Source organism: Mesorhizobium sp. WSM2240 (genome assembly GCF_040438645.1).
Lineage (GTDB): Bacteria > Pseudomonadota > Alphaproteobacteria > Rhizobiales > Rhizobiaceae > Allomesorhizobium.
This window is the reverse complement of the sequence record NZ_CP159253.1, coordinates 4,270,190-4,292,831: the sequence shown is the minus strand read 5'-3', so window position 1 is coordinate 4,292,831 and position 22,642 is coordinate 4,270,190. Positions and strand designations below refer to the sequence as shown.

Below are 22,642 nucleotides of genomic sequence, written 5' to 3'. Positions count from 1 at the left end.
GAAGCCATGCTCTACCGCACCGCAGGCCAGTTCAAGACCAGCTACGAGGCAGACCACGCGCTGTTCCCGGTCAAGCAGGATGCATGGCTGCTCGCCTTCATCCTCGTCATGGCGTTCGTCGTCTTTCCGCTAACGGCCAGCGAATTCACCTTCAATGCGCTGCTCGTCCCGGTGCTGATCTATGCGCTCGCTGCCCTCGGCCTCAACATCCTCACCGGCTATGCAGGGCAGCTCTCGCTCGGCACGGGCGCGTTCATGGGTGTCGGCGCCTACGCGTGCTACAAGCTGATCACCATTTTCCCGGAGCTGAATATTCTCGTCGCCATCGCGCTGTCGGGCTTCTTTTCGGCCGCTGTCGGGGTCGCCTTCGGCCTGCCCTCGCTCAGGATCAAAGGCTTCTATCTAGCCATCGCTACGCTGGCGGCGCAGTTCTTCCTGGTCTGGCTGTTCGAGAAGTGGGCCTGGCTCTACAATTACAATGCCTCGGGCGCGATCCAGGTGCCCAATATCCAGATGTTCGGCGTCACGGTAACCGGGCCGCGCGCCTCCTCGATCGTGCAGTATTATTTCGTACTCGTCGTCGTCTGCGCCGTGACCTGGCTCGCCATCAACATCACGCGCGGCCGCATCGGCCGCATATGGAAGTCGGTGCGCGACATGGACATCGCCGCCGAACTGGTCGGCATCAATCTCATGAAGGCGAAGCTGTCGGCTTTCGCCGTATCGTCCTACATCGTCGGCATTTCGGGCGCGCTGTTCGTGTTCCTGTGGCGGGGTGCGGCCGAGCCGAACCTGTTCGACATTCCGCTGTCGTTCCGGGTGCTGTTCATCGCCATTATCGGCGGGCTCGGCTCGATCCTCGGCAACTATCTCGGCGCGATCCTGATCGTGGCGCTGCCGGTCATCATCGGCACGCTGCCGGCCGCCTTCGGCATTCCGATCAGCTCATCTATGGCGGAACATCTCAACACCATGATCATAGGCGGGCTGATCATCATGTTCCTGATTGTGGAGCCGCACGGGCTGGCGCGCTTCTGGGCAATCATCAGGGAGAAACTGATCATGTGGCCGTTTCCGCATTAGGTCGATCAGAAGCGGCCGAAAGGATACGGGGTTGGTTCGCCCGATCCGTAACGGAGAAACGAACAAGTGGAGGAAATGAAAATGAAAAGACTGCTGAAGACCACCCTGCTTTGCGCGGCGCTCGCCGCAGGAACGGTGCTCGCCGCTCCGGCCATCGCCCAGGACAGCGTCAGCCTGCCCAACCTCAGCTATCGGACAGGTCCGTTCGCATCCACCGGCATCCCGCTGATGAACGGCCAGCGCGACTACATGATGATGCTCAACGAGCGCGACGGCGGCATGAACGGCGTCACGCTCGGCTATGAGGAGTGCGAGACCGGCTACAACACCGAAAAGGGCGTCGAGTGCTACGAAAAGACCAAGGCGACTGGCATCGTCACCCAGCCCTGGTCGACCGGCATCACGCTGCAGGTTCTGCCGAAATCCAATGTCGACAAGATCCCGATTCTTGCGCCGGGCTACGGCTTCTCGGCCATGCAGGACGGCAAGACCTTCCAGTGGGCGTTCAATCCGCCGGCCTCCTATTGGGACGGCGCCAACATGATCCTGCAGGCGATCTCGGACGGCAATCTTGACAGCCTGCAGGGCAAGAAGATCGCGCTTCTGCATCTCGACCATCCCTACGGCAAGGAGCCGATCCCGCTGTTCGAGCAGGCTGCCGAGAAGCACGGCTTCACGCTCCTGCCCATACCGGTCGGTCTCAAGGAGATGCAGAACCAGTCGGCGCAGTGGCTGCAGATCCGGCGCGAGCGGCCTGATTTCGTGCTGATGTGGGGCTGGGGCGCAATGAACGCCGGCGCCATCACCGAAGCGGTCAAGACCAAATATCCGATGAACCAGTTCGTCGGCATCTGGTGGTCCGGTCACGACGGCGACATGAAGGTCTCCGGCGAGGCGGCCAAGGGCTATCGCGCGATTTCGTGGAGCCTGCCGAATTCGAACGCGCCGGCCATGCAGGACATCAAGAAGCACGTCGTCGATGCAGGCAAGTCGATGATCGACCAGTCCAGCGGCGAGTTCGACTGGGTGTTCTACCAGCGCGGCGTGCTGATCTCTGCGATGCTTGCTGAAGGCGTGAAAGTCGCACAGGAGCATTTCGACGCCAAGGTGATCGATGCCGAGCAGCTGCGCTGGGGTCTGGAAAACCTCAAATTCGATGAGGCCCGGATCGCCGAACTCGGCCTCGAGGGCATGATCCCGCCGTTCTCGACAAGCTGCGCCGACCATACCGGCCATTCGGGAGCGTGGATGATCGAATGGGACGGCACGAAGTTCAACAAGGTGTCGGAACTGCTGACTGCCGACCGCGCAGCGATCGACCCACTGGTTGAAACCGCGGCCAAGGAATACGCGGCCGCCAACGCGCCGTGGCCGATCAACGAAGAGTGCAAGATGTAGCGATAGTGCCGCCCCTCATCCGCCTGCGGCACCTTCTCCCCGTTCTTCACGGGGAGAGGGTGAGGGGCAGCGCCTATCTTTGGAAAGATGGAGCCGGCTAAAATGACAGATGCCCTCCCGATAACGCCGCCCGCCACCCCCATTCTCTCGGTCAACAATATCGAGGTGATCTACGATCACGTCATCCTGGTCCTGAAGGGCGTTTCGCTGACCGTGCCGCAGGGCGGCATCACCGCGTTGCTCGGGGCCAATGGCGCGGGCAAGACGACAACCCTGAAGGCGATTTCCAATCTGCTCCACGCCGAGCGCGGCGAGGTCACCAAGGGCTCGATCGTGTTCGAGGGCGACGAAGTCCAGGCGCTGTCGCCGAACGATCTGGTCAGGCGCGGCTGCATTCAGGTCATGGAGGGTCGCCATTGCTTCGGCCATCTCACGGTCGAGGACAATCTGATGACCGGCGCGTTCACGCGCCGCGACGGCAAGGCAGCGATCCGCGAGGATCTTGATCTCGTCTACGAATATTTCCCGCGCCTCAAAGTGCGCCGGTCAAGCCAGGCCGGCTACACGTCGGGCGGCGAACAGCAGATGACGGCAATCGGCCGGGCGCTGATGAGCCGGCCGAAAATGATCCTGCTCGACGAGCCGTCCATGGGGCTCGCTCCGCAGCTAGTGGAAGAAATCTTCGAGATCGTGAAGAAGCTGAACGAGGAGCAGGGCGTGTCCTTCCTGCTCGCCGAGCAGAACACCAATGTCGCGCTGCGCTTCGCCAAATACGGCTACATCCTCGAATCGGGCCGCATCGTGCTCGACGGCGAGGCTTCGGCGCTGCGCGAAAATGAAGACGTAAAGGAGTTTTACCTCGGCGTAGCCGGCGAGGGCCGCAAGTCGTTCAAGGACGTGAAGCACTACAAGCGCCGGAAGAGATGGTTGGCCTGAGGGGGATTACACCCTCAAACGTGCACCTCTCCATAGGTCGCTTCGACGGTTTCGACGTCGGGGCTTAACGCCATGAAGACCAGCCACCCGTAGAAGCCGATCACGGCGAGCATGATGGCCCAGCCGGGTACCGGCCCGAATGCCGCGCTGCCGACGATTTCGTTGACGGACCAGGCCAGTTCGCGCGCCACTCCTTCGTCCTGCAGCTTGGGCGTCGAGATCTTCAGCACCCAAGCCAGAAGCAGGATCAAAAACATCCAGAAATAGTTTCGCTTCAGCCGCCGCGACATGGCCACGCGCAGAGGGATCAGGAAACGCGGCTTGCGAAGATCCTGGCCGAGGATTTTGCCCCAGCCGCCATCCGGGTCCGGCATCGGCGCGAGAATCTGGGCGAAGTAGTTCTTCTCCAGCCGGCGCACGCGGCCGCGATAGACGTCGAAGAAGCGGTAGCGCCGCGCCTCTATCAGGAGCAGCAACTGCACCAGAACCATGGCGAACAGAAGCACGCCGTGGTGCGATGTCGGCGAGGACAGCGACAGCGACAGCATGGCCGCCACGCCGGTGATCGCCCAGTTGGTGGTGCGGTCGATACGGTCGCGCCAGCCCGCCATCCGGCCCATCTCGGCGCGGTGGTAATGCGCCAGTACGGTGATGTATTCGGAGGAGGTCGCCGGAAATGGAGGGACCTCCCATCTTGCGATGTTGTCCTCGCTCGGTCGTTCGCGAGTCTCGTCCATGTCTGCCTCCCAACCGGAACCTCCACGTCCATTTTAACGCGCGTTCGGGCAGAAACGCTCCGGCGAAAAATCGATTCGCCAAGGGAGTAGGGCGTGGTTGCGTCGCACCTGCCGCGTTTTGGCTGATCTCTTGTCGCATCCGGAAGGGTAATCGCGGCATTGCCCTGGCGCGCCGTTTTCGCTATGTGCGCAGGAAAGCATTTTCAAGGGGTTTATTGATGGCTGACCACGCGCCGAACGGCCCGCTCGAAATGGGCGCCGACATGGACTATTCCGAGCACGAGAAAACCTATCTGGGATTTCTGCTTCTCGCCAAATACGGTTCGCTGGTCTGCCTGGCCCTGCTTGCGGCGATGGCGTTCGGCTTCTTCACCAATGCCGGCTTCTTTTCCGCCTTGTTCCTTTTTCTGATCATTTGCGTCATCGGCATCTACCTGATCCGCCGCGCGCCGAGGCACGTCGCCTGACCATTCGTCCCGGCCGCGGGTTCTCCGCGTCCGATTGAAATCCAGCCGAAGAGGGACACGCGGTGGGGCAGATTGTCTTCGTTCCGAAGGAAGTGGATTCGAACGAGCCGCGTGTCGCGGCTTCGCCGGATACGGTGAAGCGGATTTCCGGGCTTGGGCTGGACATTGTCGTCGAGGCGGGCGCCGGCACCCTGTCGCGCATCACCGACGAGGAGTTCGCCAAGGCGGGCGCCACCATTGGTTCCGCATCCGATGCGGCCCGTGCGGATGTGATTCTGAAGGTTCGCCGTCCCAACGCGACGGAGCTCAAATCCTACAAGCGCGGCGCGTCCGTCATCGCCATCATGGATCCCTACGGCAACGACGCGGCGGTGGCCGCGCTCGGCAAAGCCGGCGTCACTGCATTCTCGATGGAATTCATGCCGCGCATCACCCGGGCGCAGGTCATGGACGTGCTTTCCTCGCAGGCCAATCTCGCCGGCTACCAGGCGGTCATCGACGGCGCGGCGGAATATGACCGCGCGCTGCCGATGATGATGACGGCGGCCGGCACCGTGCCGGCGGCGAAGGTGTTCGTCATGGGCGTCGGTGTCGCCGGCCTGCAGGCGATCGCCACGGCGCGCCGCATGGGCGCGATCGTCACCGCCACCGATGTGCGCCCCACCGTGAAGGAGCAGGTCGCCTCGCTCGGCGCAAAATTCCTGGCGGTCGAGGACGAGGAGTTCAAGGCTGCCGAGACGGCGGGCGGCTACGCCAAGGAAATGTCGAAGGAATACCAGGCCAAGCAGGCGGCGCTGATAGCCGAGCACATCGCCAAGCAGGACATCGTCATCACCACCGCACTGATCCCCGGCCGGCCGGCGCCGAAGCTGGTCTCCGCCGCCATGGTGCAATCGATGAAGTCCGGTTCGGTCATCGTCGATCTCGCGGTCGAGCGCGGCGGAAATGTCGAGGGCGCTGTGCCCGGCCAGGTGGTAACCACCGCCAACGGCGTCAAGATCGTCGGCCATCTGAATGTGCCGGGCCGCGTCGCGGCATCCGCTTCGCTGCTTTATGCGCGCAATCTGTTCGCATTCCTCGAAACCATGGTCGACAAATCGACGAAGCTACTCGCGATCAACCGTGACGACGAACTGGTCAAGGCGACCATGCTGACCGATGCCGGCCGCGTGGTGCATCCGAACTTCGCGGGCAAGGAAGCCAAGCCCGCCGCCGATCCTGCGGTCAAGAAGGCTGCCAAGGGCACCGAGCCCGGCCTCGACGTCGCGCCGAAGAAAACCGCCGCGAAGAAGCCGGCGGCAGCCAGGAAACCGGCGGCGGCGAAGCCCAGGCCGGTGACGCCCGGCAAGAACAGGGGAGACGCGTGATGGAAAAGACCGCTCTCGAACAGGCGCTGGACCAGCTTGAGCAGGCCGTCGCCACGGCGCGCGCCGCACTCGAAAGCACCGAAGCGGCAGGCGATGCGGCCGGAGCCGCAGCCCTGGCGGTTTCGGGCGGCGTGGTCGATCCCTTCGTCTTCCGCTTCGCGATCTTCGTGCTCGCCATCTTCGTCGGCTACTACGTCGTCTGGTCGGTGACGCCGGCGCTGCACACGCCGCTGATGGCCGTCACCAACGCGATCTCGTCCGTCATCGTGGTCGGTGCGCTGCTCGCCGTCGGCATCTCGGCCTCGGGCCTGGCGACCGGCTTCGGCTTTGTCGCGCTCACGCTGGCCTCGGTCAACATCTTCGGCGGCTTTCTCGTCACCCAGCGCATGCTTGCGATGTACAAGAAGAAGGAAAAGTGAAGTGAACGCCAACCTCGCTTCCTTCCTCTATCTCGTCTCCGGAATCCTGTTCATCCTTGCGCTGCGTGGCCTGTCGCATCCGACGACCAGCCGCCAGGGCAATATTTACGGCATGATCGGCATGGGCATCGCCATCGTCACGACGCTGGCGCTGGCGACGCCGGGCGCCGGCGGCCTGGCGCTGATCGTGCTGGGTCTGACGATCGGCGGCGGCGTCGGCGCGGTCACCGCGCGGCGCATCCCGATGACCTCGATGCCGCAACTCGTCGCGGCCTTCCACTCGCTGGTCGGCCTGGCGGCAGTGATGGTTGCCGCCGCAGCCATGTACGCGCCGACGAGCTTCGACATAGGCACCGTGGGCGACATTCACAGCCAGGCGCTGGTCGAGATGAGCCTCGGCGTCGCCATCGGCGCCGTCACCTTCACCGGCTCGGTCATCGCCTTCCTGAAGCTCGACGGCCGCATGTCGGGCAAGCCGATCATGCTGCCCGGCCGCCACGCCATCAATGCGGCGTTGGGCGCGGCGCTCATCGTGCTGATCGTGCTCCTCGTCACCACTGAAAGCCTCGCCGTCTTCTGGCTGATCGTGGCCGTCTCGCTGGTGCTTGGGGTGCTTCTGATCGTGCCGATCGGCGGCGCCGATATGCCGGTCGTTGTGTCGATGCTCAACTCCTATTCCGGCTGGGCGGCGGCCGCACTCGGCTTCACGCTCGGCAATCTGGCGCTGATCATCACCGGCGCGCTGGTCGGCTCGTCGGGCGCGATCCTGTCCTACATCATGTGCAAGGGCATGAACCGCTCGTTCATCTCGGTCATCCTCGGCGGCTTCGGCGGCGAGACCTCGGCGGCCGCGGATGACGGTATAGAGCGCACGGTCAAGCAGGGTTCGGCCGACGACGCCGCCTATCTGATGATGAACGCGCAGAAGGTCATCATCGTGCCGGGCTACGGCATGGCGGTCGCCCAGGCGCAGCATGCGCTGCGCGAGATGGCCGACAAGCTGAAAGCCGCCGGCGTCGAGGTGAAATACGCGATCCACCCGGTCGCCGGCCGCATGCCCGGACACATGAACGTGCTGCTCGCCGAGGCCAACGTGCCCTATGACGAAGTGTTCGAACTCGAAGACATCAACAGCGAGTTCGCGCAGGCCGACGTCGCCTATGTGATCGGCGCCAACGACGTGACCAACCCGTCGGCGCGCGACGACAAGTCTTCGCCGATCTACGGCATGCCGATCCTCGATGTCGACAAGGCGCGCACCTGCCTGTTCGTCAAGCGCTCGCTCGGCTCCGGCTACGCCGGCATCGACAACACGCTGTTCTACAAGGACGGCACCATGATGCTCTTGGGCGACGCCAAGAAGATGACCGAGGAAATCGTCAAGGCGATGGACCACTGATAGCCATCGCCGACGCCTTAGCCGCTTCGCTCTCAATCTCCCGGGTCGGGGATCTTTAGCGCCGTTCCGCATGCTTTGCAGTGCACAGCGTCGACGTCGTGCCGCTGCAGCCCACAGACCGGGCAGGGGAAGAACACCTTGCCGGGCCGGAAGATCGCTTGGGCGAGACGCACGAACAGCGATATGCCGATGATCATGGTCGCGATCGAGGTGAGCTTGCCCCATGGGCCGGGTAGCACGATGTCGCCGAAGCCCGTCGTGGTCACAGTCGCCACGGTGAAATACAGCGCATCGACATAGCCCTCGATCCCGGAGCCTTCGCGGAAGAAGAAGGTGTAGACGAAGCCGGTGACCACGAACAGAAAGGTCAGGAGGTTGATCACCGCGTGGGCCGCGCCGCGCCATGTCGAGTAGCCCGCGCGGCGCAGCGGCCGCCACAACATACCGCTGCGCGATAGCGACCACAGGCGCAGGATTCGCAGGAAGCCAAGATTGGCCAGCGTATAAGGCATGAGCAGCGTGACGAGGATGAAGATGTCGACCAGCACGGTCGACTGCTTCAGCCAGCGCAGCACGTCGGACGAAGCAAGGCCGCGCATGACGATGTCGCCGGCCAGCAGCGCCGCCACAGAATAATCCACCCACAGGAATGACGGCTGGTCCCTCAGCACTGGCGAAGCGATGAAGAAGGCGATGATGGCAAGATCAACCAGGATCACGGCCATCTGGAAGCGGAGCGCCGTCGGCGAACTGCCATGATAAAGGATGCGCAAAGCATCGCGGAACCGGTCGAAGGCCGTTCCGCTGTTTTCGGTCGCGTCATTTCCAGACTGCATCACTGCTGGATAGCCCTTTGGCGGCGGCCGCGTCCAGCGCGAACAGCGCGGGCTTCATGCCTGCGATTCAGCGTGCGCTTGACGCGGGAACAGTTCGATGCAAAGTTAATCCGTAACTAAGATATACATTCCATAAAACTGGAATAAGGGAGGAACGAATGAAGCGCATCGTGCAAGTATTCGCCTCGCTCACCGCCGTACTGTGGTCGGCCACGAGCCTGGCAATAGCCGAACCCGCCAAAGGCGGCGTGATCGACGTCGCCACTATCGGCGAACCGCCGACGCTGGACCCGATGGCCTCGACGGCTGACCTCGTCGGCATCGTGACCCAGCACATGTTCGAGACGCTCTACACATTCGACGTCAAATGGGGCGTTACACCGCTTCTGGCGGCCGACATGCCGCAAATCTCGACCGACGGGCTGACCTACACGATCCCGCTGCGAGCCGGCATCAAGTTCCACGACGGCAATTCCATGACGTCCGCGGATGTCGTCGCCTCGCTGCAGCGCTGGATGAAGATCGCCACCCGCGGCAAGCAGGCCGCCGAGACCATCACCGCCGTGGAGGCCGTCGACGACGGCACGGTGAAAATCACGCTCTCCAAGCCGTTCGCGCCGCTGCTGGCGCTGCTCTCGCTGAACAACGCCGCCGCCATCATCATTCCCGCCGCCAATGCGGCCGAGGAGCCGCTTGCGACCTTCATCGGCACCGGCCCCTACATGCTCAAGGAGCGCAAGCCGGACCAGTTCATCCAGCTCGTGCGCTTCGATGGCTACGTCTCGCGCGAAGGCGAGCCGGACGGCTATGGCGGCGCGCGCAAGCAGTATCTCGACGAGATCCGCTTCGTGCCTGTCCCCGATCCCAACACCCGCGTCGAAGGCGCGGTCGCCGGCCAGTTCGCCTATGTCGACCAACTCCCGGTCGAATCGTTCGAGCGCGTTTCCGGCGGCAAGACCGAGGCGGTGCTGCTGAAGCCGTTCGGCTGGCCGGTCTTCGTCATGAACACAAAGGAAGGACTGAACTCCGACATCCGCATCCGCAAGGCCATCCAGGCGGCGCTGGCGCCCGAGGACATGCTGCTCGCCGCCTTCGGCTCGACCGATTTCTTCAGCGTCGACGGCGCCATGTATCCGGAAGGCTACGCCTGGCATACCGAGGCCGGCACCGAGCCCTACAAGCCAGCCGGCGACACGGAAGCCGCCGCCGCCTTGCTCAAGGAGGCAGGCTATGACGGCTCCAAGCCGCTGCGCATCCTGACCAGCCGCCAGTACGAGTTTCACTACAAGATGGCGCAGGTCGCCCAGGCCTATCTCGAGCAAGCCGGCTTCAAGGTACAGCTCGACGTGGTCGAATGGGCGACGCTGACCAAGAACCGCGCCGATCCGGCCTTGTGGGACATCTACATCACCCACAGCCCGTTCCTGCCCGAGCCCTCGCTCACCGGCATCATGTCCGACACTTCGCCGGGCTGGTGGGTCTCCGACACCAAGCAAGCGGTGCTCGGCGCGTTCAACGCCGAAGCCGATCCGGCCAAGCGCGTCGCACTCTGGGCCGATGTGCAGAAGGCGATCTATGAGGAGGTTCCGGCCTACAAAGTCGGCAACTTCAATGCGCTCGCCGCGCAGTCGCCCGACCTCGAAGGCGTGGCTCCGGCTCCGTGGCCCTATTTCTGGAACGCCTATTTCGAGAAGAAATAGCCCTTCCACACCGCCGCGCATCCTCCCACACTGCGCGGACGAGAGCGGAGCGGCGGATCAAAAATCCGGCGCTCCGCATCCGCCCCGATCAACCAGAGCAAACAGCCATGTTGCGCGCAGCCCTCAACCGCCTGTTCGGCATGCTCGTCGTGATGGCGCTGGTCGTCACCGTCGTATTCGTCATCGTGCGCGTCACGCCGGGCGACCCAGCCGCCGTCATGCTCGGCCCCGATGCTTCGGCCGAAGACATAGAGCAGTTGCGCGAGAAACTCGGGCTGAACGGGACTATCGTCGAGCAGTTCGCGAACTATGTCGCGGGCGTGCTGCGCGCCGATTTCGGCCAGTCGATCTTCCTCGGCCAGCCGGTCACCGAGGCGTTGATGGACCGCGCCGAACCGACCTTCTTTCTCACCATCTTCTCGTTGCTGATCGCCACCGTCATCGCGCTGCCGGTCGGCATATTGTCGGCCTACTGGCGCGGCTCGTTCTTCGATCAGGCTGCGACTGCGCTCGCAATGTTCGCGGCCAGCGTGCCGAGCTTCTGGCTCGGCCTGCTGTTCATCCAGTTCTTCGCCGTGCATCTCGGCTGGTTCGCCACCTCAGGCTATGGCGGTCCGGGCACGACGCTGTTCGAGCGCCTGCACTATCTCGTGCTGCCGGCTTTCGCGCTCGGCCTGGTCAGTTCGGCGCTGATCACCCGCTTTACCCGCGCCTCAATGTTGGACGTGCTCAACGACGACTATGTGCGCACGGCGCGCTCCAAGGGCATGAGCGAATGGCGCGTGGTTCTGAAGCATGCGCTGAAGAACGCGCTAATCCCGATCCTGACCGTGATCGGCCTGACCGCAGCGCTGCTGATCTCGGGCGCAGTCGTCACCGAGACGGTGTTCGGCCTGCCCGGCGTCGGCAACCTCGTTGTTTCTGCGGTCTTGCGGCGCGACTACCCCGTCATCCAGGGCGCGCTGCTGGTCATCGCCGGCCTCTATGTGCTGGTCAATTTCGGCATCGACATGCTCTACCTCCTGATCGATCCGCGGGTGCGCTACTGATGGCCGCGATTGCTCCAGCGCTGCAGAGCGAGCCGAACATTCTGTCGCGGCTGGTCGGGCGGCGCACCTCGCTCATCGGCATCGTCATTCTGGTGGTCATTGCCGCTGCTGCGCTGCTTGCGCCGGTGATCTCGCCCTATTCGCCGTCGAAACTCTCCATCGCCAACCGCCTGCACGCGCCGGAGATGGCGCATCTGTTCGGCACCGACGATCTCGGCCGCGACATCTTCACCCGCATGCTTTATGCCGGCCGCACCTCGCTCACGGTGGGCTTTGCGGTCGTGGTGTTCTCGTCGACCATCGGCATCGTGCTCGGCCTGACCGCCGGCTTCTTCCGCAGGCTCGACCAGCCGGTCTCGCGCCTCATCGACGCGATGATGGCGTTTCCCGACATACTGCTCGCCATCGCGCTGGTGGCGGCGCTGGGCGCTTCGGCCACCAATGTCGTGATCGCGCTCGGCATCGTCTATGCGCCGAGGCTGGCGCGCGTCATCCGCGCTTCCACGCTGGTCATCCGCGAACTGCCCTATGTCGAGGCGGCGCGGGCGCTCGGCGTGCCGACGCCGGTCATCCTGGTGCGCCACGTGCTGCGCAACGTCACCTCGCCGCTTCTGGTGCAGGGCACCTTCATCTTCGCCAATGCCATCCTGGCGGAAGCCGGCCTGTCGTTCCTCGGCGTCGGCATATCGCCCGACACGCCGACCTGGGGCACGATGATCAGCGTCGGCCGCCAGTACATGGACCAGGCGAGCTGGATGATGTTTTTCCCGGGCGCGGCGATCGTGCTCACCGTTCTGTCGCTGCAACTGGTTGGCGACGGCCTGCGCGACCTTCTCGACCCGCGACTTGCGAAGGACATCTGACACATGATCGGCAACCGTTTTAAGCCCGCCGCCCAGCCGCTGCTCCTCAAGGGCGCAAAGCCGATCGGCTTCGGCGAAAAGTTAATGTCCGACACGCCGCTGGACATAATGATCGGCAGGGACGGCCGCATCGCCGAAGTCTCGGCGCGGATCGAAGCCGACGGCGACGTCCGCATCGTCGAAGCCAAAGGCGCATTCGTGTCGCCGGGCTGGACCGACCTTCATGTCCATGTCTGGTATGGCGGCACCGACATATCGCTGAAGCCGGAGCAATGCGGCGCAACGCGCGGCGTCACCACCATGGTAGACGCCGGCTCGGCCGGCGAGGCCAATTTCCATGGCCTGCGCGAATTCATAATTGAGCCCGCCCGCGAAAACATTTACGCATTCCTCAATCTCGGTTCGATCGGCCTCGTCGCCTGCAACCGCGTCAGCGAACTCATCGACATGCGCTCGATCGACATCGACCGCACCATCGCCGCGGTCGAGGCCAATCGCGAAGTGATTGTCGGGCTGAAGGTCAGGGCCAGCGCCGTCATCACCGGCGGCTGGGATCTCGCACCGGTCAAGCTTGCAAAAAAACTCTGCCGAATTCTGAAGCTGCCGCTGATGGTGCATGTCGGCGAACCGCCGCCTCTCTACGACGATGTGCTCGGCGTGCTCACCGAGGGCGACATCGTCACCCACTGCTTCAACGGCAAGGCCGGCGGTTCGATCCTGGAGGACGAGGACCTTTATCAGCTCGCCGAACAGGCGGCGGCGCGCGGCATCGTGCTCGATGTCGGCCATGGCGGCGCATCCTTCTCCTTCGACGTGGCGAAGGCGGCTTTGTCGCGCGGGCTGAAACCGCGGACGATCTCGACCGACCTGCACAACCGTTCGCTCGACGGCTCGGTCTGGGACATGGCGACCACAATGTCCAAACTTCTGTCGCTCGGGATGAAGCTCGACGATGTCGTGGCGGCCTCGACCACAGCGCCGCGCCGCGCCATCCGCCTGCCGGCGGACAATCTGCTGGAAAAGGGCAAACCGGCCGAATTCACCCTGTTCGACGTGGTCGATTCGGATCTGACGGTGAAGGATTCGCAGGGCGCGACCAGCCGGCTCAACCGGCTCTTCGAGCCGCGCTACGCCGTCCTCGGCGCGGAAGCTGTGACGGCGCATAGGCATGTGCCGGCGGAAGGCTCGAACGACGGGCACGCCTGTCCGCATTGCGGGTGGAAGTCATGACCGCGACGCTGGACGCCGACACCATTCTTTCGGTCCGGGACCTGAAGACCTGGTTCGTGACCCGCCGCATGACGGCCAAGGCCGTCGACGGCGTCACTTTCGACCTGAAGCGCGGCGAGACGTTGGCCGTGGTCGGCGAATCCGGCTCGGGCAAGTCGGTGACAAGCCTGTCGATCATGGGTCTTCTGTCGCGGCCGGGCGCGATCGCCGGCGGAAGCATCCTCTTCCGCGACCGCAAGGAGCGGGTCCACGACCTCGCCGCCTTCGGCCCGAAGGATTTTCGCAAGATCCGCGGCCGCGAGATCGCCATGATCTTCCAGGAGCCGATGACCAGCCTGAACCCGCTCTACACTGTCGGCGACCAGATCGGGGAGATGATCGCGCTGCACGAGCCGATCGGCCGGAGCGAGGCGCGCAGCCGCGCGCTCGAGATGCTGAGGCTGGTCGAAATCCCCGACGCCGCATCGCGCCTCGACGACTACCCGCACCAGATGTCGGGCGGAATGCGCCAGCGTGTCATGATCGCCATGGCGCTCGCCTGCGGCCCTTCGCTGCTGATTGCCGACGAGCCGACGACGGCGCTCGACGTCACCATCCAGGCGCAGATCCTCGATCTCCTCCGTCGGCTGCAGGCGCAGTTCGGCATGTCGATCCTGTTCATCACCCACAATCTCGGCGTCGTCGCCGAGATCGCGCACAATGTCGTGGTCATGTATGGCGGCCGCGTCGTCGAGCAGGCTCCGGTCAACGATCTGTTCGCGCACCAGCGCCATCCCTACACGCGCGGCCTGCTCGCCTGCACGCCCAACGCCGCGCGCGACATAAGCCCGGACGGCGAGCGGCAGGCGCTCTATTCGATCCCCGGCAGCGTGCCGCCGATCACGGCTTTGCCGCCCGGCTGCGCCTTCGAGCCGCGCTGCAAATTCGCGCTGAAGGCCTGCCGCGAAGCGCCGCCACCGCTTGTTGCCGCCGGCGTAGGCTTTTCGCGGTGCATCAGGAGCGCCGAGCTATGAGCGCCGCCGCCAAGCGCCTCCCCGACCAGAGCTGGCAATCGCCAGCCGAACAGCCTGTCCTGCTCAGCGTCGAAGGCCTGACAAAGCATTTTCCCGGACGCGGCGGCCGTATCGTGCATGCCGTCGAGGACGTCAGCTTCGAGGTGCGAAAGGGCGCAACCGTCGGGCTGGTTGGCGAATCCGGCTCCGGCAAGACCACCGCCGGCCGCTCCATCCTACGGCTGGTCGAGCCGAGCGGCGGCAAGGCGGTCTTCGACGGCGTCGACCTGTTCTCGCTCACGCCGCGCGAGATGCGCGCCTATCGCCGGCGGCTGCAGATCGTCTTCCAGGATCCGTTCTCCAGCCTCAATCCGCGCATGCGCATTGCGGCGATCATCGGCGAAGCGCTCGACGCGCGCGGTTTTTCGCGCGGAAAGAAAAGGGCCGAGCGCATCGCCGAATTGTTGACGCTGGTCGGCCTCTCGCCGGACCATGCTTCCCGCTTCCCGCATGAATTCTCGGGCGGCCAGCGCCAGCGCATCGGCATTGCACGCGCGCTCGCAGTCGAGCCGGAATTCGTGGTCGCCGACGAGCCGGTTTCGGCGCTCGACGTCTCGGTCCAGGCGCAGGTGCTCAATTTGTTGAGCGAATTGCAGAAGAGCCTCGGCCTCACCATGCTGTTCATCGCCCACGATCTCTCGGTGGTCGAATATCTCTGCGACGAGGTGGTGGTGATGTATCTCGGCCGCGTCATGGAGCGGGGGCCGAGCCGCCGCGTCTACGCCGCGCCGCGCCACCCCTACACGAAAGCGCTGCTGGCCACCGCGCCCATACCCGATCCGACCCGGCGGCGCACGCATGTCGCGCTGCATGGCGACATTCCGAGGCCGATCAACCCGCCTTCGGGCTGCGTCTTCCGCACGCGCTGCCCGCTGGCGATTCCGGCCTGCGCCGAAACCATCCCGCCGATCGAGGCGGTCGGCGGAGGCCAGTTCGTTGCCTGCATCCGCCACAACGAAACAGCATCCTGACTGGAGTTTTCATGACCATTTCCGAGCTTCTGAAGCGTCCGGAAACAACGCCGTACGACCGGCTCAAGGCGCTCGGGATTACGCTTCCCGGAGCGCCGCCGCCCATCGCCAATTTCGTCACCCACGTGCTTGAGGGCAACCTTCTCTATCTCTCGGGGCAGGGGCCGAGCGAGGCCGACGGCTCCCTGCATACCGGCAAGGTCGGAGCGGAGATTTCGACGGAAGCCGCCTATGCCCATGCCCGGCTCACCGGCATCAACCTCATCGCGGTCATGCACGAGGCGCTGGGCGACCTTTCCCGCGTGCGCCGCATCGTAAAACTGTTCGGCATGGTCAACGCCACGCCGGATTTCTCCAACCACCCGTCGGTCATCAATGGCTGCTCCGACCTCCTCATCGAAGTGTTTGGCGACAGGGGCGTCCATGCCCGCTCCGCCGTCGGCCACGGCTCGCTGCCCGGCCGCATCACCGTCGAGATCGAAGCAATCGTGGCGGTGGATTGACGCCGATGACCACGACCATCAATTCATGAACTCCCGGAGCCTTTACAGAATGCCGACCAAAGACATCCGCGCCGACCTCGGCCTCCGCCCGGTCATCAATGTTTCCGGCACCATGACCTCCCTTGGCGCTTCCATCGTCGTTCCCGAGGCCGTCGAGGCAGTTTCGGCGATCCTCACCAAATTCGTCGACATGGGCGATCTTCATCGCCGCGCCAGCCAGGTCATCGCCGAACTCACCGGCGCGGAGGCAGGCTTCGTCACCGCTTCCTGCTCGGCGGCGATCAGCCTGGCCGTCGCAGCCAGCATGACGGGGCCCGATCTTGCTGCCATCGAGCGGCTGCCGGACACGACCGGCCTGAAGAACGAAGTCGTCATCCAGTCCGGCCACATGATCAGCTACGGCGCGCCGGTCGAGCAGGGCATAAGGCTGACCGGCGCCAAGGTCGTGCCGGTCGGGCAGGCGACCAGCGCCTCGGCCTATCATCTGCGCGGCGCGATCAACGAGCGCACCGCCGCCGCCGTCTATGTCGTCTCGCACCATGTCGTCGACTACGCCCAGATCCCGCTGAAAATATTCGCGGACGTCGCACACGAACGCGGCGTCCCGGTCATCGTCGATGCTGCCTCCGAATACGACCTCGCCGGCTTCCTCGCAGATGGCGCCGACCTCGTCCTCTATTCCGGCCATAAATTCCTACGCGGCCCGACCTCCGGCATCGTCGCCGGCTCGAAGGCGCTCGTGCGCAACGTCTATCTCCAGAACCGCGGCATCGGCCGCGGCATGAAGGTCGGTAAGGAAGGCATAGTCGGCGCGCTCGCTGCGCTGACGGCGTGGAAGTCGCGCGACCATGAAGGCATCCGCGCGCGCGAGCGCCGCGCACTCGACTGCTGGCTGGAGGCGCTTGCCGGCAAGCCCGGCGTCAGCGCCGAGATCGTGCCCGATCCTACCAACAATCCGCTTGACCGGCTGAAAATCCGCATTGATCCGGCGGAGGCGCGGATCAGCGCCTGGGATCTCGCCGACCGCCTCGCCGCCGGAGATCCGCCGGTGATCGTGCGCGACCACGAGGTCGAGCACGGCTATTTCTACCTCGACCCGTGCAATCTGCATCCGGGCGAGGAGCACAAGGTCGCGGCGAGGCTGACAGAGGAACTGGAAAAGTCCCGCATGTCCAACGAGACGATCGTCACGCCGTTTGCGGAGCGCCTGTTGCGGCAGGAGGCGGCGATCCTGAAATGGCCGGACTGATCGCCGTTCCCGCGCGGGCGGAAACATCCTAATGTACCCTGAACGTTCAATCCTGCGAGCATCCGGCGGATAATGACGAACCTCGATGTAAAGCCCGCCCGCCCGCCCGCCGCCGAGGTGCGCCGTTCGCGCACCAGCGGCATCGATCGGGCGCTGCAGATCCTCGACTTCCTGCAGAAGGTCGAGCGGCCGGCCACCGCCTACGAGATCGCCCGCCACATCGGCGCGCCGCTTTCGACCATTTATGTCATCGTCGACGATCTGGTCGAAAAGGACCTGCTGGGGCGCCAGGAAAACGGCCTGATCTGGCTCGGCCCGCGCCTCTATCACTACGGCCTCACCTATGCGCGCAGCCTCGACCTTCTCACCATAGCCACCGAGGAGATGCACGAACTCGCCGCCGCCTCCGGCGAGACGATTCAGATCTGCGGCCGCGACGGCGACCACATGGTGGTGCTGGCCATGGCCGAAGGTTCGGATCATTTCCAGGTCACCTCGCGCGTCGGCACGCGCAGCCCGCTCAACTGGACGGCGTCGGGGCGGCTTTTGGTCGGCCATCTGCCCGAGGCGGAGCGGCGCGAGATCTTCGCACGCTCGGCCACCGCCTCTCCGACCGGCCGCGCCGAGACCGACACTGGCGTGCTGGCGGCAAGCTCGCACGCGGCGCTGGAGCAGGGACTGTCGATCCAGGCCGGCGAATCCGACTTTTCCGTCGCCTGCATCGCCGCGCCCATCCGCGACAGCCAAGGCGCATGCCGTGCAACCATCTCGATCGTGGTTCCCGACGTGAAGGTCAGGCAGAAGGATCCCGACCTGATCGCGCTGGTGAAAGCCAGCGCGCGCCGCATCGAGTCGCGCCTCGGCTGGCGGCCGGGCAGGACCTAGACCGGTCCGCTGGATTAAGCTTCCCGCAGGACCCGCGAATCGCGGGTCAGCTTCATCGCCGCCAGGCAGCCGACGACGCCCAGCGGCAGGAACGCAAGGAAGATCCAGGCCGCGACGCCGGCGGATGTTTCAGCGCTGAGCCCCTCCGAAAAGCCGCCGACGTTGGCGATTATGCCGGCCACTGCGGCCCCGACCGCATAGCCGATGCGCTGCATGGTCGGCACGCCGGACGACGCCACCGTGCTTTCGGCCGGGTCGGCTGTCGCCACGATCACCCGCGTCACGAACGGCCAGGCGATGCCGAAGCCGCCGCCCTGCAGCACTGCGCAGAACAGGATCAGCGGGATCGACCCCAGCGGTACGGCGTAGGCGAAGCCTGCAATGCCGGCCGCGATCATCAGCGCGCCGCCGCTGATGATCGCTCGCTCGTTGCGCGGCGGCGCGTTGGCGACCAGTATCGACAGGATCGACCACGAGATCGATTCGGCGGCGATGATGTAGCCCGTTGTCAGCACCGGAACGTCGTGCAGGGTGGTCAGGATGAGCGGACCGTAAAGCGCGAAGGAGCAGGTCGCAATCGAGAAGGCGAACACCATGATCATGCCGGTGCCGACGGGCGAGCGCGGATCGAACGGCCTCGTGGGGAACAGGCGCGACGGCGGCTTGCGTGCGTCGAGCACGAAGAACAGCGCGAGCCCGCCAAGGCCGGCTGCCAGGAACAGCGACGAGCGCAGCATCTCGATGTCGACCCCAGCAAGCGCGATCAGGAGCACGCTTGCCGCAAGGCAAGCGAGCGCGGCGAAAGGGAAGGGCGGCAGTGCGACGCCGGCAGCCTTTCGCGTGGTCGCCTCCGGGCTGCGCAGCACGGCGTAGCAGGCGATCGCCATGGCCAGTCCGCCGAAGACGAACAGACCGAATGCCCATCGCCAGGAGAAGGCCTGCGAAATCAGCGCTCCGATCAGCGGACCGGAGAAGGCCGCGACACCCCAGATCGCCGACATGACGCCGAAAAGCTGTGGCCAGATGTTGCGAGGAAAGAGCCGCTCGACGGACACGAAGGCCAGCGACACCAGCGCGCCGCCACCCAGCCCTTCGACCACGCGGCCCGCCAGGAAAACCGGCATGGAAGGCGCCATGGCGCAGACCAGCGCGCCTGCCGCGTAGAGCAGGGCGGCCACCACCATATTGGTGCGCAGCGGCACGTAGCTGACCAGCCGGCCCGCCGCAGCACCGGCAGTGATCGCGCCGATCTCGTAGACTGCGAGCGACCAGCCGACGAATTCCACTCCCGAAAGGTCGCCGACCATGGCAGGCATGACGGTCGCGACCATGGTCTCGTTGGTGGCGTGAAGCAGGATGCCGAGGCTGATGAAGCAAAATCGCGCGAGATCGCCGCTCGCCCACAGCGCCCGCCAGTCCACTCTTTCCGCCCCGGTGTAACTCATGGCCGCCTCGTGGCGGTCATGGATAGGGCGGCTCATCGCGTCCAGCAAGCGGAAGCGTTGGGGCCAGGAGGAGAATCCGGCTGTGCAAACGGCTGAGATGCGCCACTTTGAGACCTTCGTTGACGGAAGGTTTCAGGTCGTTCGCGGAAACGGCCGCGCGTAGAAGGTTCGGAACCGCGAAATCCTGTGGCCAAAAACACGATGTCGGTTGTCGGAAGGCGCACCGGTCGTTCGTCCTCTGGATGCAAAGCGCAAGAACCGGATACCTCACCATGAGAAGATCGTCGTAATCAGGCACATCACCCTCGACAGCGTCATGCAATCACCAGGAGCGTTCCAATGACCCCCACCATCACTGCCTTTGAACGGTCGCCCGATCGCGGCAGGGGTCTGGCGCGCGACATGCGCGTTCGCTGGGCGCTCGAAGAAGTGGGCCAGCCTTACGAGGTCCGTCTTCTTTCGTTCAAAGCGATGAAAGAACCCGCGCATCTCGCGCTTCATCCTTTCGGGCAGATTCCGACCTATGAAGAAGGCGATCTCGCCCTGTTCGAGACGGGGGCGATCGTGTTCCATATCGCGGAGCGCCATGCCGGCCTGCTGCCGGACGATGCGAATGCCCGGGCGCGCGCGATCACCTGGATGTTTGCCGCTCTCAACACGGTGGAGCCGCCGATCGTTGAGCGCGAACAGGCCCCCTACGTGGAGCGCGACGAGACCTGGTACAGCGAAGAACGCCTGTCTTTCCTCGACGATCGCATCCGTGCCCGGCTGGACCAGCTTTCCAGTCGGCTTGGCGATGCCGACTGGCTCGACGGCGCGTTCAGCGCCGGTGATCTACTGATGGTGATGGTGCTGCGCAGACTGGAAGGATCAGGTCTACTGGAGGAATATCCGAACCTGTCCGCCTATGTCGCCCGCGGCGAAGCGCGGCCCGCCTACAAGCGTGCTTTCGAGGCTCAGTTGGCGGTTTTCACCGCCGCATCGACCGGCTGACAAAGGTCCGCTCCGGGCTCGAACGGTCCTCGCGTTAAAATTTAACTAGTCCATCGGCGGGTAGGTGGCAGACCAGCGCGGGTGGCCTCGCCAAGGTCTGGGAACACCACTCTTCGAACCTTCCGATTGATTGACGGCGATTGGTGCAGGAGGCTGAATGTCCGCGTATGGGAGCGCGTTAGGATAGCAGCAAAACTCCGCTCAATCTCCGCGAAAACCCGCCTCGATGTTGTTGCCGTCAGGGTCGAGCACATAGGCCCCGTAATATTTCATCTCCGCCGGCCCGCGTGGGCCGGGCGCGCCATTGTCGGTTCCGCCATTGGCCAACCCTGCCCGGTAGAACGCGTCGACCGCGGCGCGATCTTTGGCCTGGAACGCGATGTGGATAGGACTGGCCGAAACCATGTGGTTCTCCGACCAGAAGGCGGGCTGGTCGGTTCCGATCCACAGAAACGGCATCGGCTCGGCGGCGCTGCGGCCGAGCAGGAACGAGGTATCGGTGTTGTCGGCCGTCGCAAGCCCGAGCGCTTCCGCAACGGCGTCATAAAAACGCCGCGCCGCTTCGAGATCGCGGACCCGGAAGCCGGCATGATCGAACATTGCAGACCCGTCAGTTGGCGATGCTGCGCAGCTGGAAGTCGGTGACCCCGAGTGCGACATTCACGCCGGTCTGCGCCTGCAGGCTAAGCGGCTGCAGTGTGAACGTCTGGTTCGAGCCGCCGACGAGCAGGTTCGCGCCCACGCCGACGGCGGCCGAAGCCTCCGCACTTACTCCGGCATAATCGCCGGCTAGTGCGCCCGGCGCGTAGACATTGGCGCTGGGCGCCAGCACCAGCCACTGGATGTAGGTGGTCCCCGTCGTGCCGACATCGAGGCCGATCTTCCTGATCACGCCGAAATAGGGTTCGGGCGCAAACGACTTGTCAGCCGGCGTAAAGGTGCATTTCACGTTCTTGGTCGAGCCGATGATGAAGCCGGTCCCACCTTCCACCTGGCAGTCCAGCAGCCCGAGTTCCACGCCAGCCTGCTGCGCGTGAGCGGAGAAGGCGAAAGCCGAAAGCGCGGCTGCTGCCGCGGCGGCAATGTATGATTGTCTCACCCGACGTCTCCTTCGTATCCCGTACGGCCCATAACTGGCGGAGACGGACATGGTTCCGGCGGGCGTGGCCCGCCTCGACTCAACTGGCGCGGGTGCGGGCCAGACCTTCGACGGCGGGCTTGTAGTTGGGGTCCAACTGGGCCGCGCGGGCATAGGATTTCGCCGCCCTCTGCTTGTCGCCGCGGCGCTCGTAGATCAGCGCCTGGTTGGCCCAGCTCTCGGCGATCCTGTCGTCGAGCTTGATGGCCATGTTGAAGTCGGTGAAGGCGTTTTCCTCGTCATTGGTGGCAATGTAGGAAAGGCCACGGCCATTATAGGGCTCGGCGGCGTCGGGCGCGAGCGAAATGGCGGTCGAGAAGTCCTCGATCGCGAAGGCGTGCTGGCCCTGCGACTGGTAGATCAGGCCGCGATTGTGGTAGGCGCGCGGGTCCGTGGTGTCGAGTTGGATGGCCCGCTGGAAGTCGTTGAAGGCTTCCTGTACGCGACCCGCCTTGCGGTAGAGATTGCCGCGACCGATATAGGCCGCGTCGTAGCTGGGGTTGAGCTGGATCGAGCGGTTATAGTCGGCGAGCGCGCTCGCCTGGTCGCCAAGAAAGCGGTGAATCAGCGCGCGGTTGGCGTAGGCCTGGTAGAAATTCGGGCGCAGTTCCAGCGCCTTGTCGAAGTCCCGCAGCGCCTCGCGGTACTTGCCGCCGCGGCCATAGGCCGATCCGCGCACATTGTAGGCTTCCGGGTCGCTGGGATTGCGGGCGATGACGGCCGACAGCGACGAGATGTTCTCGTCCGAGCCCTGCGCCACTTCGATGGTGGCGAGTTCGCCGGTCGGGGTGGTCGTGCAGCCGGCCAGCGCGAAACCTGAGAGAATGGCCGCAACGACTGCGAGGCCGCGTCCCGAGATTCTGCCGTTGCCGGGCGATGCATTCATCGATGGTGTTTCCTCAGGCTGCCGGTAAACAAAAAG

General features: G+C 64.5%; 23 protein-coding genes. 17 read left to right on the top strand and 6 right to left on the bottom strand.

The window, feature by feature from the left end; all coding sequences use genetic code 11:
- Nucleotides 1-6: 6 nt before the first annotated feature.
- The 3 genes from ABVK50_RS21205 to ABVK50_RS21195 all read left to right on the top strand — a co-directional run bounded on the left by ABVK50_RS21205 (nt 7) and on the right by ABVK50_RS21195 (nt 3,417).
- On the top strand, nt 7-1,083 hold the full coding sequence (locus ABVK50_RS21205) for a branched-chain amino acid ABC transporter permease (RefSeq protein WP_353644702.1): 1,077 nt from the start codon (nt 7-9) through the stop codon (nt 1,081-1,083).
- An 81-nt stretch (nt 1,084-1,164) separates the two neighbouring features.
- Nucleotides 1,165-2,481, top strand: coding sequence for an ABC transporter substrate-binding protein (locus tag ABVK50_RS21200; RefSeq protein ID WP_353644703.1), 1,317 nt, complete (start codon nt 1,165-1,167; stop codon nt 2,479-2,481).
- Between the two features lie 102 nt (nt 2,482-2,583).
- Complete coding sequence (locus tag ABVK50_RS21195) at nt 2,584-3,417, top strand: ABC transporter ATP-binding protein (protein WP_353644704.1); 834 nt, start codon at nt 2,584-2,586, stop codon at nt 3,415-3,417.
- Nucleotides 3,418-3,431: 14 nt separating this feature from the next.
- Here the strand turns inward: ABVK50_RS21195 and ABVK50_RS21190 are convergent, their stop codons facing one another.
- Nucleotides 3,432-4,154: a DUF2270 domain-containing protein gene (locus ABVK50_RS21190; protein WP_353644705.1), complete on the bottom strand. Its 723-nt coding sequence runs from the start codon at nt 4,152-4,154 to the stop codon at nt 3,432-3,434.
- A 218-nt stretch (nt 4,155-4,372) separates the two neighbouring features.
- Between ABVK50_RS21190 and ABVK50_RS21185 the strand changes: the two genes are divergently transcribed.
- The 4 genes from ABVK50_RS21185 to ABVK50_RS21170 all read left to right on the top strand — a co-directional run bounded on the left by ABVK50_RS21185 (nt 4,373) and on the right by ABVK50_RS21170 (nt 7,806).
- The gene (locus tag ABVK50_RS21185) at nt 4,373-4,621 is read left to right on the top strand and encodes an aa3-type cytochrome c oxidase subunit IV (RefSeq protein ID WP_353644706.1); all 249 of its coding nucleotides are present in this window, start codon (nt 4,373-4,375) and stop codon (nt 4,619-4,621) included.
- A 62-nt stretch (nt 4,622-4,683) separates the two neighbouring features.
- Nucleotides 4,684-5,988 carry a Re/Si-specific NAD(P)(+) transhydrogenase subunit alpha gene (locus ABVK50_RS21180; protein ID WP_353644707.1) on the top strand — a complete coding sequence of 435 codons (1,305 nt, stop codon included), beginning with the start codon at nt 4,684-4,686 and terminating at the stop codon, nt 5,986-5,988.
- Nucleotides 5,988-6,407, top strand: coding sequence for a proton-translocating transhydrogenase family protein (locus ABVK50_RS21175; RefSeq protein ID WP_353644708.1), 420 nt, complete (start codon nt 5,988-5,990; stop codon nt 6,405-6,407). Before ABVK50_RS21180 ends, ABVK50_RS21175 begins: the two co-directional genes overlap by 1 nt.
- Nucleotide 6,408: 1 nt before the next feature.
- Entirely contained in the window at nt 6,409-7,806 is a 1,398-nt protein-coding gene (locus ABVK50_RS21170) for an NAD(P)(+) transhydrogenase (Re/Si-specific) subunit beta (protein WP_353644709.1), read from the top strand.
- Between the two features lie 32 nt (nt 7,807-7,838).
- Here the strand turns inward: ABVK50_RS21170 and ABVK50_RS21165 are convergent, their stop codons facing one another.
- Complete coding sequence (locus tag ABVK50_RS21165; RefSeq protein WP_353644710.1) at nt 7,839-8,642, bottom strand: potassium channel family protein; 804 nt, start codon at nt 8,640-8,642, stop codon at nt 7,839-7,841.
- Nucleotides 8,643-8,800: 158 nt separating this feature from the next.
- Between ABVK50_RS21165 and ABVK50_RS21160 the strand changes: the two genes are divergently transcribed.
- The 9 genes from ABVK50_RS21160 to ABVK50_RS21120 all read left to right on the top strand — a co-directional run bounded on the left by ABVK50_RS21160 (nt 8,801) and on the right by ABVK50_RS21120 (nt 18,144).
- The gene (locus tag ABVK50_RS21160; RefSeq protein WP_353644711.1) at nt 8,801-10,342 is read left to right on the top strand and encodes an ABC transporter substrate-binding protein; all 1,542 of its coding nucleotides are present in this window, start codon (nt 8,801-8,803) and stop codon (nt 10,340-10,342) included.
- 107 nt (nt 10,343-10,449) lie between these two features.
- On the top strand, nt 10,450-11,391 hold the full coding sequence (locus tag ABVK50_RS21155) for an ABC transporter permease (RefSeq protein ID WP_353644712.1): 942 nt from the start codon (nt 10,450-10,452) through the stop codon (nt 11,389-11,391).
- The gene (locus ABVK50_RS21150; RefSeq protein WP_353644713.1) at nt 11,391-12,254 is read left to right on the top strand and encodes an ABC transporter permease; all 864 of its coding nucleotides are present in this window, start codon (nt 11,391-11,393) and stop codon (nt 12,252-12,254) included. The genes ABVK50_RS21155 and ABVK50_RS21150 overlap by 1 nt, the downstream gene beginning before the upstream one ends.
- 3 nt (nt 12,255-12,257) lie before the next feature.
- Nucleotides 12,258-13,484: an amidohydrolase/deacetylase family metallohydrolase gene (locus ABVK50_RS21145; RefSeq protein ID WP_353644714.1), complete on the top strand. Its 1,227-nt coding sequence runs from the start codon at nt 12,258-12,260 to the stop codon at nt 13,482-13,484.
- Nucleotides 13,481-14,497, top strand: coding sequence for an ABC transporter ATP-binding protein (locus ABVK50_RS21140; protein ID WP_353644715.1), 1,017 nt, complete (start codon nt 13,481-13,483; stop codon nt 14,495-14,497). Before ABVK50_RS21145 ends, ABVK50_RS21140 begins: the two co-directional genes overlap by 4 nt.
- Nucleotides 14,494-15,507 carry an ABC transporter ATP-binding protein gene (locus ABVK50_RS21135; protein WP_353644716.1) on the top strand — a complete coding sequence of 338 codons (1,014 nt, stop codon included), beginning with the start codon at nt 14,494-14,496 and terminating at the stop codon, nt 15,505-15,507. Before ABVK50_RS21140 ends, ABVK50_RS21135 begins: the two co-directional genes overlap by 4 nt.
- An 11-nt stretch (nt 15,508-15,518) precedes the next feature.
- Nucleotides 15,519-16,010 (top strand): RidA family protein, encoded by a 492-nt coding sequence (locus ABVK50_RS21130; RefSeq protein WP_353644717.1) that lies wholly within the window; start codon nt 15,519-15,521, stop codon nt 16,008-16,010.
- A 49-nt stretch (nt 16,011-16,059) separates the two neighbouring features.
- Nucleotides 16,060-17,259 carry an aminotransferase class V-fold PLP-dependent enzyme gene (locus ABVK50_RS21125; protein ID WP_353644718.1) on the top strand — a complete coding sequence of 400 codons (1,200 nt, stop codon included), beginning with the start codon at nt 16,060-16,062 and terminating at the stop codon, nt 17,257-17,259.
- A 72-nt stretch (nt 17,260-17,331) separates the two neighbouring features.
- Complete coding sequence (locus tag ABVK50_RS21120) at nt 17,332-18,144, top strand: IclR family transcriptional regulator (RefSeq protein WP_353644719.1); 813 nt, start codon at nt 17,332-17,334, stop codon at nt 18,142-18,144.
- 14 nt (nt 18,145-18,158) lie between these two features.
- On the opposite strand, the gene ABVK50_RS21115 is transcribed toward ABVK50_RS21120, so the two are convergent.
- Nucleotides 18,159-19,589, bottom strand: a complete 1,431-nt coding sequence (locus ABVK50_RS21115) for an MFS transporter (RefSeq protein ID WP_353644720.1) — start codon at nt 19,587-19,589, stop codon at nt 18,159-18,161.
- A 339-nt stretch (nt 19,590-19,928) separates the two neighbouring features.
- Here ABVK50_RS21115 and ABVK50_RS21110 point away from each other — a divergent pair, with 339 nt between their 5' ends.
- A complete protein-coding gene (locus ABVK50_RS21110) occupies nt 19,929-20,582 on the top strand; it encodes a glutathione S-transferase family protein (protein ID WP_353644721.1) in 654 nt (217 codons plus the stop codon).
- A gap of 201 nt (nt 20,583-20,783) precedes the next feature.
- Here ABVK50_RS21110 and ABVK50_RS21105 read toward each other — a convergent pair whose 3' ends face one another.
- The 3 genes from ABVK50_RS21105 to ABVK50_RS21095 all read right to left on the bottom strand — a co-directional run bounded on the left by ABVK50_RS21105 (nt 20,784) and on the right by ABVK50_RS21095 (nt 22,606).
- Nucleotides 20,784-21,182 carry a VOC family protein gene (locus tag ABVK50_RS21105; protein WP_353644722.1) on the bottom strand — a complete coding sequence of 133 codons (399 nt, stop codon included), beginning with the start codon at nt 21,180-21,182 and terminating at the stop codon, nt 20,784-20,786.
- Nucleotides 21,183-21,192: 10 nt separating this feature from the next.
- Nucleotides 21,193-21,681: a DUF992 domain-containing protein gene (locus ABVK50_RS21100; RefSeq protein WP_353644723.1), complete on the bottom strand. Its 489-nt coding sequence runs from the start codon at nt 21,679-21,681 to the stop codon at nt 21,193-21,195.
- A 79-nt stretch (nt 21,682-21,760) separates the two neighbouring features.
- A complete protein-coding gene (locus ABVK50_RS21095) occupies nt 21,761-22,606 on the bottom strand; it encodes a tetratricopeptide repeat protein (protein ID WP_353644724.1) in 846 nt (281 codons plus the stop codon).
- Nucleotides 22,607-22,642: the final 36 nt, after the last annotated feature.